The 15,223-nt window shown below is 70.7% G+C and carries 15 protein-coding genes and 4 pseudogenes; 15 read left to right on the forward strand and 4 right to left on the reverse strand.

Annotation, left to right across the window (positions count from 1 at the left end):
• Positions 1-9 precede the first annotated feature (9 nt).
• The 6 genes and pseudogenes from ACIBQZ_RS10970 to ACIBQZ_RS10995 all read left to right on the forward strand — a co-directional run bounded on the left by ACIBQZ_RS10970 (position 10) and on the right by ACIBQZ_RS10995 (position 3,094).
• A pseudogene (locus ACIBQZ_RS10970) lies at positions 10-505 on the forward strand (hypothetical protein).
• 24 nt (positions 506-529) lie between these two features.
• A pseudogene (locus ACIBQZ_RS10975) lies at positions 530-636 on the forward strand (peptide-methionine (S)-S-oxide reductase); the annotation flags it as partial.
• 859 nt (positions 637-1,495) lie between these two features.
• A pseudogene (locus tag ACIBQZ_RS10980) lies at positions 1,496-1,633 on the forward strand (peptide-methionine (S)-S-oxide reductase); the annotation flags it as partial.
• 103 nt (positions 1,634-1,736) lie between these two features.
• The gene (locus ACIBQZ_RS10985; RefSeq protein WP_396088371.1) at positions 1,737-1,967 is read left to right on the forward strand and encodes a hypothetical protein; all 231 of its coding nucleotides are present in this window, start codon (positions 1,737-1,739) and stop codon (positions 1,965-1,967) included.
• Positions 1,957-2,268: a type II toxin-antitoxin system PemK/MazF family toxin gene (locus tag ACIBQZ_RS10990; RefSeq protein WP_396088372.1), complete on the forward strand. Its 312-nt coding sequence runs from the start codon at positions 1,957-1,959 to the stop codon at positions 2,266-2,268. The genes ACIBQZ_RS10985 and ACIBQZ_RS10990 overlap by 11 nt, the downstream gene beginning before the upstream one ends.
• A gap of 463 nt (positions 2,269-2,731) precedes the next feature.
• Positions 2,732-3,094 (forward strand): hypothetical protein, encoded by a 363-nt coding sequence (locus ACIBQZ_RS10995; RefSeq protein ID WP_396088373.1) that lies wholly within the window; start codon positions 2,732-2,734, stop codon positions 3,092-3,094.
• Positions 3,095-3,277: 183 nt separating this feature from the next.
• Here ACIBQZ_RS10995 and ACIBQZ_RS11000 read toward each other — a convergent pair whose 3' ends face one another.
• Positions 3,278-3,454, reverse strand: coding sequence for a hypothetical protein (locus tag ACIBQZ_RS11000; RefSeq protein ID WP_396088374.1), 177 nt, complete (start codon positions 3,452-3,454; stop codon positions 3,278-3,280).
• Between the two features lie 88 nt (positions 3,455-3,542).
• Between ACIBQZ_RS11000 and ACIBQZ_RS11005 the strand changes: the two genes are divergently transcribed.
• From ACIBQZ_RS11005 to ACIBQZ_RS11020, 4 genes are all read left to right on the forward strand, one after another.
• Positions 3,543-4,967 carry a CHAD domain-containing protein gene (locus ACIBQZ_RS11005; RefSeq protein ID WP_396088375.1) on the forward strand — a complete coding sequence of 475 codons (1,425 nt, stop codon included), beginning with the start codon at positions 3,543-3,545 and terminating at the stop codon, positions 4,965-4,967.
• A 33-nt stretch (positions 4,968-5,000) separates the two neighbouring features.
• Positions 5,001-5,990 carry a polyphosphate kinase 2 gene (gene ppk2 / locus ACIBQZ_RS11010; RefSeq protein WP_396088376.1) on the forward strand — a complete coding sequence of 330 codons (990 nt, stop codon included), beginning with the start codon at positions 5,001-5,003 and terminating at the stop codon, positions 5,988-5,990.
• A gap of 284 nt (positions 5,991-6,274) precedes the next feature.
• The gene (locus ACIBQZ_RS11015; RefSeq protein ID WP_396088377.1) at positions 6,275-7,204 is read left to right on the forward strand and encodes a ribonuclease Z; all 930 of its coding nucleotides are present in this window, start codon (positions 6,275-6,277) and stop codon (positions 7,202-7,204) included.
• Positions 7,176-7,703: a GNAT family N-acetyltransferase gene (locus ACIBQZ_RS11020; RefSeq protein WP_396088378.1), complete on the forward strand. Its 528-nt coding sequence runs from the start codon at positions 7,176-7,178 to the stop codon at positions 7,701-7,703. The genes ACIBQZ_RS11015 and ACIBQZ_RS11020 overlap by 29 nt, the downstream gene beginning before the upstream one ends.
• Before the next feature lie 253 nt (positions 7,704-7,956).
• Here ACIBQZ_RS11020 and ACIBQZ_RS11025 read toward each other — a convergent pair whose 3' ends face one another.
• Positions 7,957-8,319 carry a hypothetical protein gene (locus tag ACIBQZ_RS11025; protein ID WP_396088379.1) on the reverse strand — a complete coding sequence of 121 codons (363 nt, stop codon included), beginning with the start codon at positions 8,317-8,319 and terminating at the stop codon, positions 7,957-7,959.
• 134 nt (positions 8,320-8,453) lie between these two features.
• Here ACIBQZ_RS11025 and ACIBQZ_RS11030 point away from each other — a divergent pair.
• A pseudogene (locus tag ACIBQZ_RS11030) lies at positions 8,454-8,962 on the forward strand (S1C family serine protease); the annotation flags it as partial.
• A gap of 225 nt (positions 8,963-9,187) precedes the next feature.
• Entirely contained in the window at positions 9,188-9,385 is a 198-nt protein-coding gene (locus ACIBQZ_RS11035; protein WP_396088399.1) for a PDZ domain-containing protein, read from the forward strand.
• Between the two features lie 58 nt (positions 9,386-9,443).
• On the opposite strand, the gene ACIBQZ_RS11040 is transcribed toward ACIBQZ_RS11035, so the two are convergent.
• Together ACIBQZ_RS11040 and ACIBQZ_RS11045 are read right to left on the reverse strand one after the other, a co-directional pair.
• On the reverse strand, positions 9,444-10,802 hold the full coding sequence (locus ACIBQZ_RS11040) for a cystathionine beta-synthase (RefSeq protein ID WP_396088380.1): 1,359 nt from the start codon (positions 10,800-10,802) through the stop codon (positions 9,444-9,446).
• Positions 10,803-10,852: 50 nt separating this feature from the next.
• Entirely contained in the window at positions 10,853-11,209 is a 357-nt protein-coding gene (locus ACIBQZ_RS11045; RefSeq protein WP_396088381.1) for a YkvA family protein, read from the reverse strand.
• Between the two features lie 196 nt (positions 11,210-11,405).
• Between ACIBQZ_RS11045 and ACIBQZ_RS11050 the strand changes: the two genes are divergently transcribed.
• From ACIBQZ_RS11050 to ACIBQZ_RS11060, 3 genes are all read left to right on the forward strand, one after another.
• The gene (locus ACIBQZ_RS11050; RefSeq protein ID WP_396088382.1) at positions 11,406-12,497 is read left to right on the forward strand and encodes an SGNH/GDSL hydrolase family protein; all 1,092 of its coding nucleotides are present in this window, start codon (positions 11,406-11,408) and stop codon (positions 12,495-12,497) included.
• A gap of 28 nt (positions 12,498-12,525) precedes the next feature.
• Positions 12,526-13,332, forward strand: coding sequence for an SGNH/GDSL hydrolase family protein (locus ACIBQZ_RS11055; protein WP_396088383.1), 807 nt, complete (start codon positions 12,526-12,528; stop codon positions 13,330-13,332).
• A gap of 67 nt (positions 13,333-13,399) precedes the next feature.
• Positions 13,400-14,644 carry an acetyl-CoA C-acetyltransferase gene (locus tag ACIBQZ_RS11060; RefSeq protein ID WP_396088384.1) on the forward strand — a complete coding sequence of 415 codons (1,245 nt, stop codon included), beginning with the start codon at positions 13,400-13,402 and terminating at the stop codon, positions 14,642-14,644.
• Positions 14,645-15,223: the final 579 nt, after the last annotated feature.

The raw sequence follows: 15,223 nt of genomic DNA on the forward strand, positions 1-15,223 counted from the left end.
TTCTCCGGCATGGATCCACGCCACCGGCGGCTCGCCGAGATCGCCCTCCGCGCCGCAGGCAACGACTACGGACTCGCGCTTGCCGGCGGCTATGCCGAGTGGCGACGTCGACCTGTTCACCGACTGGCAACGGCGGGCCGACTTCCCAGCCGTCACTGACCTCGTCATTGAGGCCCACTCACCAGTGACGTTGAGCATCGGACCCGTCCTGCATCCGGACGACGCTGTCGGCAACAAGATGGCTGCGCTCTACGGCCGGGCACTCGCGCGAGATTTTCTCGACATCGACGCGGTACTTGCCAGCGGGCGCTACTCCAGCGAGCAACTCCTCCAGCTTGCGGAGGCCGCCGATGCTGGATTCGATCGCGCGATGTTCGCTGACACCCTGGGAGCGCTGGGCCAGATCACCGATGCCGCGTTCGCTCCCTACGGCGCGGACGCTCCAGCCATCCAACGGCTACGTCAGCGGTTCGCCTATTGGCGCAACGAGCTGAGTCGGCCGTGACCTCAGCATCGTGCCCTCACCCATGACTGCCACCAGCAGTACCTTTCAAATGATAAAACCCGAAGGGGTACTGCACCCACGGACCGAGCGGGATGACCTGCCCGATCGGTGTGGCCACGACCGACGGCTGAGGCGCAACAGCGCCCGGCCGGGTGACAGACGGATCCAGAAATGTCGCACCAAGTAGCTATCGTCCGCGACATGCCCTCCGCAGCCCTTCTGCACTGGCGGTCGCAACGAGCGGCTCGCCTTGATCGTTTGCGAGCCGCTCATACTGCGATCGGTGGTTCGGGGCCCGGACGCCGATGGCTTACGGACGAGTTGAACCACTCGCTCATCTTGCGGCTTGCGGCTGAGTTCCAAGGCTTCGCTCGAGATCTTCACGACGAAGCCTCAGGCGCTGTGGTGATCGCATTGGCCCCAGCTGACCCTCGCATGCAACTGGCCATCAGGATCCCGTACACGACAGCTCGAAAGCTCGATCGCGGTAACGCAGAGCCAGGAGGGCTTGGGCACGACTTCGGGTTGTTCGGGATGAGCGTGTGGACCGAGCTGAGACAGACGTATCCCAGCAGGGGGCAGCAGTGGCAGGAACGCCTCCGACTGCTCAACACTGCTCGCAACGGTCTGGCTCACGATGACGCCCGAAAGATTGGCGAAGTACAGGCAGCCGGCTGGCCTCTGACACTCGGCTCCGTGCATCGCTGGCGCGCTTCACTGGACGGGCTGGCCAAAGTAGGTAGGCACCTGCAACAGCTGTTCGGCACGACGCCCTGGTGAGGAGGAGAAGATGCAGACACTTCCCCGCGTCGGCGACCGAGTGACGATCCCTTGGGGTCTTGACGAGGTCGACGGCCAGGTAGTCGCCGCGTACAGCTCTGGGGCGGGGCGCCAAGTGACGGTTGAGGTTCTCCTTGAGGGCACAGATGAGCCCCTCCGGGTCACGTACCCGATCGAGGCCGTCCACCAAGCACAGGCGGCCTGAGCCGACCGCGTCAGGATCGCGAGGACGCCGAGGATTACCACCAGCAGCAGTATCTGTCGGACGCGAAGAACCCGGGCGGCTACTGCAACCACGGCCCGAACGGCATGACCTGCCCGATCGGCGTAGCAAAGAGCGACGCCTGACCGCCGGTCCTCGTGCGGTGGCAGGGCCGCTGGCCTTTCGGTTCGGCGGCCCAGCTCCCCTGGTGGTTGGCCATCCGCTCACGAACGTCATACACTTTGTCTTATGTCAACGATTACGTTCCGTGCAGATGATGCTGTCGACCAGGCGTTGGCCGAGCTGACCTCGGGCGATCGTGATCGGTCGCAGGTCATCCGCGAAGCGATTCTCGCCGCCTGGCGCACCCGGCGTGAGGAGCAGATCAGGGCCGAAGCCCAAGCGGTGGCCGCTGATCCCGAGGACCGCGCAGAAGCACGCGCGGTGCTGGCAGACATGGATTCCCTACGTGCGTGGTGACGTGCACCGACTGAAAGCACCCCGTGATGCGCGCGGTCACGAGCAGCGCGGCAACCGCTACGCCGTCGTAGTTCAGTCGGATCTCCTGCCGCTCTCGACATGGCTCGTCGCACCCACGTCCACCAGCGCGCGACCGACCAGCTTTCGCCCAGAGATCGACATTCAGGGCAAGACAGCCTACGTCCTGGTCGAGCAGACCGCCGCCGTCGACCCTGAACGACTCGGTGAGATGGTCGGCCATCTCACCAGACACGAACTTGCGGCCGTGGACGCCGCACTCCGTACCGTTCTCCATCTTTGAACGACACAGGAAGTGCACTCGGACGGGAACTTCCACAGCTTGCGCCCGTCCAGCAACAGACCAATAGCCCGCTCCTGGTCGAGCCACCTCTGAAACAGCTCGTCGCTCGGCGCGGCGATGAAGCCGTCCAGGGACAGGTGCGCCATGCCCTTCTGGCAGTCGGTCTCGGGAGACTGGAACGGCCCGACGACCGCAACGCCTGGACCGGGGCTGGGTCATCGAACTGCACCGCACGGTCCTGATCGAGGCCACCCAACCGGCCGGCGACGCCGCAGCCATCCAACGCCGGCGTCAGCGTTTCGCCGATCGGCGAAGAGCGCTGACCCAAGGGTCACCCCGTCAAGCGCCTCATCGGGCCGTTGACCTGCTGTACTCCCTACGGGTGTAAAAGATCGACAGCCGCCGACGTCCCTCACACACTGAACAAGAAGACAATTCAGGAGGTAGACCACGGAGGTACACCATGCCCAGGTTTTACACCGAGGAGGAGCGCGCCGCCTGGACGCTTGCCGAGTCGCTGGCCGAGACGGCTCGGGCGATGTTGAAGCAGGCCGAGACCGCGCTCGAGAGCTGGCGGACCGGTAAGGAGCTCAACCGCATTCGCTGTGCGCGCCGGGGGATCAGTGCCTCCGATGCGGAGATCCGCTGGTCCGAGACGACCACCGCCAGGAACGCGCTCACCGACAACAGCTTCCACGTCTCGCTCGCGACGATGTACTTCGGTGCCGCCGCCGCGCACTACTCCCGGGCCCAGTATCTCCGCAGCCACGGTGACGCCCGCGTCAGCAACAAGCCGCCGACGCCGCCGGCTCAAGTCCGCGTATGAGGCGCGAAAAAGCGCTGCTCCGACCGGGGCGGCGGTCACAGCAGCGCTTTCGCAGGCCTGAGGGACCCGGCGCTCGCACGGGGGACGAGCGCCGGATCCGCCAGGGGCCTGTTTCCGAGTGTGCGGCCGATTTCTGGGAAAACGCTGTGCCCGAGCGCCGAATGCGCTGGGAACGGCGGACCCTCAGGCGTCGGCGGGAGGCGGCTTCGGTGGCTCGGCCGGTGCGCTCGCTCCGGGGCCGGGAGCTGCGGATTCGTCCTGGGCCGTGCCGGGGCCGGCCAGCGCCAGGCCCAGCACCGCGCCTGCACCGATCAGTCCCAGCCCGGCCAGTGACACCTTTCGTCGTTCCGGCTCGTTCACGACACCTCCAACAGAAAGACCGGCCCACCATGCTGCTCCCGCCGGCTGAGAGATAGCTGAGCCGCTTCACAGCGGGCATATTGGTGACATGGAGACAGCCACCGAAACCGAACGCAAATATGACGTCCCTGCCGGTTTCGTGCTGCCGCCGTTCGAGGGCGCTGCCGGGGTGCGTGGGCTCGGCGACGCCGAGACCCATGAGCTGGACGCCACCTACTTCGATACGGACGATCTCCGGCTGGCCCGGAACAAGCGGACGCTGCGCCGGCGCACCGGCGGCGGGGATGCCGGGTGGCACCTCAAGACGCCCGCCGGGGCTTCCAGCCGGACCGAGCACCGGGTGCCGCTGACCGACGGTGACGAGGTGCCCGCCGCGCTGGTCGCGGAGGTGCGCACCATCGTGCGGAGCCGGCCGCTGCGGGCGGTGGCCCGGCTGCGCACCCACCGGGTCGAGACGCCCCTGCGGGACGAGCAGGGCCGCACCCTCGCGCTGGTCGCCCAGGACCGGGTCGGCGCCGAGACCGACGCCGGGGAGCAGCGCTGGGAGGAGCTCGAGGTCGAGCTGGTCGAGGGTGGGCCGGAGGTGCTCGACGCCGTCGAGGGGCTGCTGCTGGCCGCCGGCGCCACCGCCGCCGCCGGGCCGTCCAAGCTCGCCCGCGCGCTCGGCGACCGGCTCGCCGCGCCGCAGCGCCGGCCCCGGAAGATCAACCCCGTGCTCCGGTACGCCCGGGAGCAGCGCGAAGCCGTCGAGGAGCAGGATTCCGCGGTGCGCGCCGGCGACGCCGAGGCCATCCACAAGATGCGGGTGGCGACCCGGCGCTTGCGCAGCTCGCTGAAGACGTTCAAGGCCTCCTTCGATCCGCAGCGCGCCGCCGCCCTCAGCGACGAGCTCAAGTGGCTGGCCACCTGCCTGGGCGACGTCCGCGACGGCCAGGTCCTCGAGGGCAAGCTGCTGTCCGGCACCACCGACTTCCCGGAGGTGACCGAGGGCATCCGCGCGCACCTGGACGCCCAGGTGGCCCGCGGCCGGGTGACGCTGACCGAGGCCCTGGACAGCGACCGCTACCTCGCCATGCTCGACGCGATGGACGCGCTGGTCGACGACCCGGAGCCGGACGACCCGGGTGCGCTGCGCCGGGCCCGCAGGGCGCTGCGCCGGGCCGACCGGCTGCTCGACGAGGCCACCGCGGACGGCGTCGACGCCGAGCTGCACGACGCCCGCAAGGCGTACAAGCGCGCCCGGTACGCGGTGGAGGTCTTCGCCCCGAGCGCCGGCAAGGCGGGCAAGCGGCTGGTGAAGGCGCTCACCGAGCTCCAGGACGTGCTGGGCGCGCACCAGGATTCCGTGGTCGCCCGCGAGGTCCTGCGCGAGGTGGCCGGCTCCGCCCCCGACGCGTTCGGCTACGGCGTGCTCTGGGCCCGCCAGGAACTGGTCGGCGAGCAGACCCGGGCCGAGCTGCCCCCGGTGATCGCCGCATCCCGGGCCGCCAAGCTGCGCAGCTGGCTCGGCTGAGTCAGCCCGACCCCAGGGGGTATGAACCCAGGCATGCAGGCGGATCAGCACCAGGAGCTGGGCAACGGCGGCATGCCGGAAGAGCGCCAGTTCGACGAGGAATTGACCACCGAGCCGTACCACGGGCCGATCTCCGAGCTGGGCGGCTACCGGGTCGCGGACGATGACGACGACGACCCGGTGCTGCTCAACGCCGACGGCAGCCCGGTGGACACCTGGCGGGAGGACTACCCGTACGACTCCCGGCTGGCCCGGGCCGACTACGACCACGACAAGCGCCTGCTGCAGATCGAGCTGCTCAAGCTGCAGAACTGGTGCAAGCGCACCGGCGAGCGGATGGTGATCCTCTTCGAGGGCCGCGACGCCGCCGGCAAGGGCGGCACGATCAAACGGTTCATGGAGCACCTGAACCCGCGCGGCGCCTCCGTGGTGGCGCTGGAGAAGCCGAACGAACGCGAGAGCAACCAGTGGTACTTCCAGCGCTACATCAAGCACCTGCCGGCCGCCGGCGAGATCGTGCTCTTCGACCGCTCCTGGTACAACCGGGCCGGCGTGGAACGGGTCATGGGCTTCTGCACCCGCGCCGAGTACCTGGAGTTCATGCGGCAGGCCCCGGACCTGGAACGGATGCTGGTCCGCTCGAACATCAACCTGATCAAGTTCTGGTTCTCGGTGTCGCAGGGTGAGCAACGCACCCGGTTCGCGATCCGCCAGGTCGACCCGGTACGCCAGTGGAAGCTCTCCCCGATGGATATCGAGTCGCTGGACAAGTGGGGCGAGTACACCGAGGCCAAAGAGGCGATGTTCTTCTACACCGACACCGCCGACGCCCCGTGGACCGTGGTCAAGAGCAACGACAAGAAGCGGGCCCGGCTGGAGGCGATCCGGCACGTGCTGAACCGCTTCGACTACGACAACAAGGACGCCGGCGTCGTCGGCACTCCCGACCCGCAGATCGTCGGCCCGGCCGCGCTGGCCGTCGAGGGCACCGAGCTGTCCCCGCAGGTATTCCCGCGCCTCTAGTGACCTTAAAAGCGTTGTCGGCGGCCGCTGCGGTGGTTAACGTGGCCGTACACGTGAAGGGAGGTGGTCCGAAGTTGCATAGCATCGGGACTCGTGAGGTGGCTGTCCGCTAGCCGCTGTCCTTGACAGCTCTGTAAGAAACGTCGAGACCGTGTGGCAGCGGTGCGGCGAATATCAGGCAGCCACCCGACCCCCGGGGATCCGGCCCAGTCCGACCGGACCGCGCTACGGCGCGGAAGTCCCCGGGGGTCGCTTCATGTCTGGACTCGTTGTCTGAGGTGACCATGCGCCAGCTGACCGTTCTCGGCACCGCCAGCCAGGTGCCGACCCGGCACCGGAACCACAACGGCTACCTGCTGCGCTGGGACGACGAGGTCATGCTCTTCGACCCGGGCGAGGGCACCCAGCGCCAGATGCTGCTGGCCGGGCTGGCCGTGACCCCGCTGCGCCGGATCTGCATCACCCACTTCCACGGCGACCACGCGCTCGGCCTGCCCGGCATCATCCAGCGCATCTCCCTGGACAAGGTCCCGCATCCGGTGCACCTGCACTACCCGGCCGGCGGACGCGAGTTCCTCGACCGGCTCCGGCACGCCACCAGCTTCTATGACGTCGCCGACATCCAGCCCGTACCGGTCAGCGATGGTTTCCGGACGGAGACCTCGGCCGGCGCGCTCACCGCGCTGCCGCTGCGGCACTCGATCGAGACCTACGGCTACCGGCTGGCCGAGCCGGACGGGCACCGGATGGTGCCGTCGCTGCTGGCGGCGCACGGCATCGCCGGGCCGGCGGTCGGCGAGCTGCAGCGCACCGGGCGGCTCGGCCGGGTGACCCTCGAGCAGGTCAGCGCGGCCCGGCCCGGCCAGCGGTTCGCCTTCGTGATGGACACCGGCATGTGCGACAACGTCTTCCACCTCGCCGAGGGCGCCGACCTGCTGGTCATCGAGTCGACCTTCCTGGCCGAGGATGCCGCGATGGCCGCGCAGGTCGGCCACCTGACGGCGGGCCAGGCCGGGTCGGTGGCCCGGCAGTCGGGGGTACGCACGCTGGTGCTCACCCACTTCTCCCAGCGGTACGCGGACAGCACCCGGTTCCTCGACGAGGCGCGCGCGGAGTTCAACGGTGAGATCGTGCTCGCCGAGGATCTGCTGCAGGTGCCGGTGCCGCCCCGGCTAGGTTCGTCCGATGAGCGTGCATCTGCGGCCCGTCACTGACGCCGATCTCCGGGCGGTCGGCGCCCTGCACTTCCACTCCCGGGCCACCGCGTACGCGGACATCCTCTCCCCCGCGGCACTGGCCTACGGCTCGCCGGAGGCGCTGGGCGAGTGGTGGGCGGAGCGGTGGACGTGGGAGCGCGAGACGCACCGGCTGACGGTCGCGGTCGACGGCGACACCCTGGCGGGCTTCTCCTACCTGGGCCCGAGCGAGCAGGACGGCGTCGCCGAGCTGTACGCGATCCACGCCGACCCCGCGTACGTGGGGCACGGGGTGGGCCGGGCGCTGATGCGTGACGCGCTGCCCGCGCTGGCCCGGCTCGGCGACCGGGCGGTGCTCTGGGTGCTCGCGGCGAACGCCCGCGCCCGGCGCTTCTACGAGGGCGGCGGCTGGGCCCTGGACGGCGCCGAACGGACCGAGGCGATCGGCGGCGAGCAGGTCGCCCAGCTGCGGTACGGCCGGCCGGTGGAGGGCGGGCGGGAGTGCGTGACCGAGTGAATGCGGGGGAACCTGTGGTCACACACTCCCGCCTGCCGCGCCCGCCCGAACCGTCCTTGGCGCCTGGCCGGAGGCGCCGACCGGCGGAGGCGTGCCGGTCGGGACGGTTCTAGCGGGTCCGGGTGCGGGACGCCGGCGTGCTGGCGGGGCACGGTGGCATCACCGCGGTACGACGTCGTCGGGCCGATGCAGGTCGGTTCTTGCCGGGGGACGGTCAAGTTCCCTGCCGACGTCGAGGTCGTCGCGGGGGTGTTCAGTCGAAATAGCCCCTGTTCAGTTCGTCGTTCTTCGGCGTCTCCCGCCGGGTCAGGTTGTCCTCCAGCCCGGTCCGGATGCCGGGCATGGCGCGCACGCTGTTCAGGTCGTGCCGCAGGGTCCAGGCCTCGCGCCACGGGCGGCGGGAGGCGAGATCGGCCCGTTCACCGAGCCGGCGCGGGGCGCAGGGCCAGCGCCAGCCGCACCAGACGCAGTTGCCGTCGTGGCCGGATTCGGCGTGCCGCCTGAGCATCTGCTGGGCGTCCTGCCAGAGCAGGCGGTCCACGATGTCGGCCGGTACAGCCTCGTCGACGATGACCATCCCCACCCCTCCGTCCGGCTCGTGCAGCTCCTTCGTCACTCATACAACCCCCCGCCCCCGCAAACCGGTCGGACTTTCTGTGCGACCTTCGCAACTATCAGTGACCATCGTTGTTCGCCGTGGGCGGACGCCGTACCGGCATCGATGGGTGCCCGGGCGCTGTTCTGGCCTTCATGGATACCGAACACACGGATGCCGAGACGGGCGCCCTTGACGCCTACAGCCGTGTCGTGACCGGCGTCGCCGCCGGTCTGCTGCCGTCCGTGGCGGCACTTGCCGTCCGCACTCCCCGCGGGGCCGGCGCCGGCTCGGCCGTGACCTTCACCGACGACGGATTCCTGCTCACCAACGCCCATGTGGTCGCCCACGCGAGCGGCGGCACCGCCGCCTTCGCCGACGGCACCGAGACGAAGTTCGACGTGGTCGGCGCGGACGCGCTCTCCGACCTGGCCATCGTCCGGGTGCACCAGCCGGGCGCGCCGGCGGCGCCGACAGCCTGCGGATCGGCCAGCTGGTCGTGGCGGTAGGCAACCCGATGGGCCTGGCCGGGTCGGTCACCGCCGGCGTGGTGTCCGGGCTGGGCCGCTCGCTGCCCGCCCGCGACGGCCGCCGGGTCCGCATCATCGACAACGTCATCCAGACCGACGCGGCGCTCAACCCGGGCAACTCCGGCGGCGCGCTGGCCGACTCCACCGGCACGGTGGTCGGCGTGAACACCGCGGTCGCCGGCTACGGCCTCGGCCTGGCCGTACCGGTCAACCGCACCACCCGGCAGATCATCTCGGAGCTGGTGACCACCGGCCGGGTCCGCCGGGCCTGGCTCGGCGTCGCGGGCATCCCGGCGCCGCTGCCGCCACAGCTCGCCGAGCGGCTGGGGCAGAAGCTGGGGCTGCGGGTGGTCGAGGTGGTGCCGGGCAGCCCGGCCGGCACGGCGGGCATCTACCTGGGCGACATCCTGATCACAGCGGGCGGCGAGCCGGTGCAGACCGTGCAGGCCCTGCAACGGCTCATGCTGGGCCCCGCGATCGGCCGGGATCTGCCGATCACCGTGCTCCGCAAGAACGCCTTCGTGGACGTCGTCACGGTGCCGACGGAGCTCTCCTGAGGACCGGCCGGGTGCCCGGGCCCGCTCGCCGGGTGCGAGCGGGCCCGACCGGCCCCGCTCAGGAGAGGTACGCGAGCAGGTCCTGACGCGTCAGCACGCCCGCGGGCTTGCCGTCGACCAGCACCATCGCGGCGTCCGCACGCTCCAGCAGCGACACCGCCTCGCCCACCGGCTGGCCGCCGCCGATCATCGGCAGCGGGTCGGTCATGTGCCGTTCGATCGTGTCGGCCAGGTGCGCCTGACCGGTGAACAGCGCGTCCAGCAGCGCCTTCTCCGCGATCGAGCCGGCCACCTCGCCGGTGACGACCGGCGGTTCGGCCTTGAGCACCGGGAGCTGGCTGACGCCGTACTCGCGCATGTAGTCGATCGCGTCGCGGACCGTCTCGGTCGGGTGGACGTGCACCAGCGGGGGCATCTCGCCGCTCTTGGCGCCCAGCGCCGCCGCCACCGTGGCCTCGTCGCCGCCGGTGGTCAGGAAGCCGTACCGGGCCATCCAGGAGTCGTTGAAGATCTTCGACAGGTAGCCGCGGCCGCCGTCCGGCAGCAGCACCACGATCACGTCCTCCGGGCGGGCCCGGCGGGCCACGTCGAGGGCCGCGACCACGGCCATGCCGCAGCTGCCGCCGACCAGCAGGCCCTCCTCGCGGGCCAGCCGCCGGGTCATCGCGAACGAGTCCGAGTCGGACACCTCGATGACCTCGTCGCAGATGCCACGGTCGTAGGTCTCCGGCCAGAAGTCCTCGCCGACCCCCTCGACCAGGTAGGGCCGGCCGGTGCCACCGGAGTAGACCGAGCCCTCGGGGTCGGCGCCGACGATGCGGACCGCGCCCTGCTCCTTGAGGTATCTGCCGACGCCGGTGATGGTGCCGCCGGTGCCGACGCCCGCCACGAAGTGGGTGATCCGGCCCTCGGTCTGCTTCCAGATCTCCGGGCCGGTCTCCTCGTAGTGCGAGCGCGGGTTGGCCGGGTTGCTGTACTGGTCGGGCTTCCACGCGCCGGGGATCTCCCGGGCCAGCCGGTCCGAGACGTTGTAGTAGGAGCGCGGGTCCTCGGGCGCCACCGCCGTCGGGCAGACCACCACCTCGGCCCCGTACGCCCGCAGCACGTTCTGCTTGTCCTCGCTGACCTTGTCCGGGCAGACGAAGACGCACTTGTAGCCCCGCAGCTGGGCCACCAGGGCCAGGCCGACGCCGGTGTTGCCGCTGGTCGGCTCGACGATGGTGCCGCCGGAGCGGAGCAGGCCGGCCTTCTCGGCGTCCTCCACCATGCGCAGCGCGATGCGGTCCTTCACGGAGCCGCCGGGGTTGAAGTATTCGACCTTGGCAAGGACGGTCGCCGCTATGCCCTCGGTGACGCTGCGCAGCCGGACCAGGGGGGTGTCCCCGATGATGTCGACGACATTGTCGTAGTACCGCACGTCGCTGTGCCCTTCTCCGGTGCTGACCTGGGATCAGGCCAGCCTACGGCTCAGCTCACGACGGATCCCGGCAGCACCGCGGCCCGCTCCTTCTCCCACTCCAGGAAGCGCGCGGTCTCGCTCAGCACCGAGCCGGCCAGCCAGGCGATCATCACAGCGTCGTCGGCCAGCCCCACGACCAGCAGGGCCGCCTCGGGGATGAAGTCGATGGGCGACACCACGTACGCGGTCGCGGCCGCCATCATCGCCACCCGCATGCCGCCGTCGTACTCGCCCTTGGCGCTTGCTTTGATCATCCGGGGCAGCGCGGCCACCCGCTTACCGATCGACGGGCCGCCACGGGCTCCGGTCATGAGCGCCTTCGCCAGCGCCGTGAACGCGGCGGTGCGGCGCAATGTCTTGGCCATGTCGTCCCCTTTCGCTCCCACCAGCATGACGGCAACGCGCTATATGTGCCCGCTCGGCGCGGGGTTCAGACACTTGTCGCATAAGCGCGTTAGCCTCGAAGACCCCACCATCGCCGGCGGCCGGTTTCTCGATCTCGGCCGACGGGCAGGTTCCCACCGAGCGAGAGCGAGGGAGAGCGTGCGACAGGTGCGCAGGTTGACCGCTGCGGAGTGGCAGCGCCTCCGCTTCGCGGGGCAGATCGCGGGTGGCGTCACGGGCGCCGCGGCAGGTCTGACCGTCCTCTCGGCGGGAGTGCTGCTGCGGCAGGCCGCCGACGCCCGCCGGATCATCCCGATGGCCGAGGCGCCCCCGCCCCGCGGCGACGGCGTGTACGGCCCCAAGTTCCCCGGCAAGCCGCTGAGCATGGTCATCCTCGGTGACTCCTCCGCGGCCGGGTACGGCGTGCACCGTCCCCGCGAGACCCCGGGCGCCCTGCTCGCCACCGGCGTGTCGCGGCGCCTGCGCCGGCCCGTACGCCTGCACCGGCTGGCCGTGGTCGGCTCGATGTCCTCCGGCCTGCAGTATCAGGTGGACGCCGCGCTGGAGTACGAGCCGGAGGTCGCCGTGATCCTGGTCGGCGGCAACGACGTCACCCACGTCTCGGCCCGCAACGCCGCCGTGCGGCACCTGGCCGACGCCGTCCGCCGGCTGCGCTCGGTCGGCTGCAAGGTGGTCGTCGGCACCTGCCCGGACATCGGCGCGATCAAGCCGATCAAGCCGCCGCTGCGCTGGCTGGCCCGCAGGTGGAGCCGGCAGCTGGCGGCCGCGCAGACCGTGGCCGTGGTCGAGGCCGGCGGCCGGACGGTGTCCATCGGCGACCTGCTCGGCCCGGCCTTCGAGGCGGACCCGGTGCGGATGTTCAGTTCGGACCGGTTTCATCCCTCGGCCGAGGGTTACGCCCGGGCGGCCGCCGTCATGATGCCCACCCTGATGGCGATGCTGGGCGAGGACGACCGCCCGCCGGCCACCGGGGCCGACGGCGTGTGCAGCCTGCCGGAGGCGGCCCACGAGGCGGTCCGGGCGGCCGGCACCGAGGTCAGCCCGGCCAAGGTCGACGGGCACGAACGGGGCCCGGCGGGTCGCTGGGCGCAGTTGCGCCACCACCCCTGGTTCGGCGAGTCGCGGCTGTGGTTCGGCCACCGCGCCGCGTCCACGTTCGGCGGCGATCCCGTTCGCCACGTGTCCGGCCGGTCGGCCACGAGCGCCGTAGGCTGGACTCCTGCGGATCATCAACCGGCCGTCGACTGACGGAGTGGTAGCACGGCAGGGAGGCGACATGACGGGCCTGGCGGGACGGATCGGCAAGGCGACGGCGACCACGTTGTTCGCCGGGGCCGTCGGCGGCTTCGCGCTGCTGGCGGGCGAGGCGATCGCGGCCCGCACCCGGCGGTACGCGAAGCCCACCATGGGCCTGGCCCTGCGCACCTCGATGGGCCCGTCCGCGGCGCCCGCGCTGCGGCTGGTGCTGCTCGGCGACTCGGCGGCGATCGGCGTCGGCGTGGAGTGGCTCTCCGAGACGGTCGGCGGCCAGCTCGCCCGGCTGCTCGCCGAGGGCACCCCGGAGACCGGCCAACGGCACGTGCTGCTCTCCAGCGTCGGGGTGGCCGGCTCACGGTCGACCGACCTGGCGACCCAGGTGGCCCGGGCCCTGCTCGGCGACCGCCCGGACGTGGCCCTGGTGCTGATCGGCGCCCAGGACGCGACCGGCCTGCGCCGCGCCGAGGAGTCGGCGGCCCACCTCGGCGACGCCGTCCGGCGGCTGCGCGAGGCGGGCGTCCAGGTGGTCGTCGGCACCTGCCCGGATCTCGGCGCGGTGCGTTCGATCGCGCCGCCGCTGCGGCAGCTCACCGGCTGGGTCGGCCGCCGGGTGGCGCGGGCCCAGGCGGCCGCGGTGACCGGCGCCGGCGGCGTCGTGGTCGACCTCGGCGACGAGACCGGCGCGGTCTTCCGGGCGGATGCCGGGACGCTCTGCTACGACGGTTTCCACCCCTCGGCGGACGGCTACCGGGTCTGGGCGCACGCGCTCTACCCGGCCGTCCTGGACGCCGCGCAGGCCGCCGGGCGGCGCTCGATCCAGGAATAAGTCGGACAATTTGGTGTGACGAAGTGGCGCTTCCGCGTCAAGTTACCGGCGCGTTAACGTTGGCTGCATGCCGGAAGCTGTCATCGTCGCCACCGCACGCTCCCCCATCGGCCGCGCCTTCAAGGGCTCGATGACGGGCCTGCGCCCCGACGACCTCGCCGCGACCATCATCGACGCCGCGCTGAGCAAGGTGCCCCAGCTCGACCGCACCCTCATCGAGGATCTCTACCTCGGCTGCGGCCTGCCCGGCGGCGAACAGGGCTTCAACATGGCCCGGGTGGTCGCCACGCTGCTCGGCCTGGACGGGCTGCCCGGGGCCACCATCACCCGGTACTGCTCCTCCTCGCTGCAGACCACCCGGATGGCGTTCCACGCGATCAAGGCCGGCGAGGGCGACATCTTCCTGTCGGCCGGCGTCGAGACGGTGTCCCGCTTCGCCCGGGGCAACTCGGACAGCCTGCCGCCGGAGGCCCAGGCGCTGGTCGGCGGCGGCTGGGAGAACCCGAAGTTCGCCGAGGCCCGGGTCCGCACCACCGAGGCCGCCAAGAACGGCGGCGTCTGGCACGACCCCCGCGAGGACGGCCACCTGCCCGACATCTACCTGGGCATGGGCTACACCGCGGAAAACCTGGCCCAGGCGTACGACGTGAGCCGCCAGGACATGGACGAGTTCGGCGTCCGCAGCCAGAACCTGGCCGAGAAGGCGATCGCAAACGGCTTCTGGCAGCGCGAGATCACCCCGGTGACGACCCCCGACGGCAAGGTCGTCTCGGCCGACGACGGCCCCCGCCCCGGCGTGACCATGGAGGCGGTCGCCGGCCTCAAGCCGGTGTTCCGCCCCGACGGCCGGATCACGGCCGGCAACTGCTGCCCCCTCAACGACGGCGCGGCGGCCGTGGTCATCATGAGCGACACCAAGGCCCGCGAGCTGGGCATCACCCCGCTGGCCCGGATCGTCTCGACGGGCGTCACGGCCCTCTCCCCGGAGATCATGGGCCTGGGCCCGGTCGAGGCGTCGAAGCAGGCCCTCAAGCGCGCCGGCATGACCATCGACGACGTCGACCTGGTGGAGATCAACGAGGCCTTCGCGGCCCAGGTGATCCCGTCGTACCGCGAGCTGGGCATCCCGCTGGAGAAGCTGAACGTCAACGGCGGAGCGATCGCCGTGGGCCACCCGTTCGGCATGACCGGCGCCCGGATCACCGGCACCCTGCTGAACTCCCTGGACTGGCACGACAAGAGCATCGGCCTGGAGACGATGTGCGTCGGCGGCGGCCAGGGCATGGCGATGGTGCTGGAACGGCTCAGCTAGGACGCCTTTCCCCGAGTTTCCGCCGGGTCCGGCTGCCGTAGGGGGCGGTCGGGCTCGGCGGTTTCACGCGTCCCCAATGCCACCGGACCAAGATCAAAATCAAGATCCGGTCGTGCCTGATTGCCTGGCACTGACCGTCGCTCCCGCCGAACGCAGGGTGATTGCATGGACCGCCCTTGCGGTGAATGACAATCAGCGGCCCTCCCAAGACTTCCGCAAGGCTGGGTGCGGCGGTCCGTCGCCCCAGCCCTCGGCTGGGATTGTCGCCGACCCGGCGAGCAACCTCTGCGAACGCCTCCGGATCGGTAGACGCGGCCCGGGTCCCGGGCGTCGGGAACCCGCGACCGACACGCGCCGATGATCACCCTCAAGGGGCCCCTCGGGTGACAAGGGAGAGTGTGGGTGATTCGTTACTCGCCGTGGGTGGATCGTGTCGACTTTGGGTTCGCTCCGCACCCGTGCGCTTCAAGATTGCGGTGATCGCCTAGACGAGTGATTCCTAATCTTGGTCGGTGAGCGGCGTGGCGGGTTGATCGGGACGAGAAGGGAGGGCATCGATGGTTGTTTGTGAAGACAGAC

The organism is Actinoplanes sp. NPDC049599 (assembly GCF_044465625.1).
Lineage (GTDB): Bacteria > Actinomycetota > Actinomycetes > Mycobacteriales > Micromonosporaceae > Actinoplanes.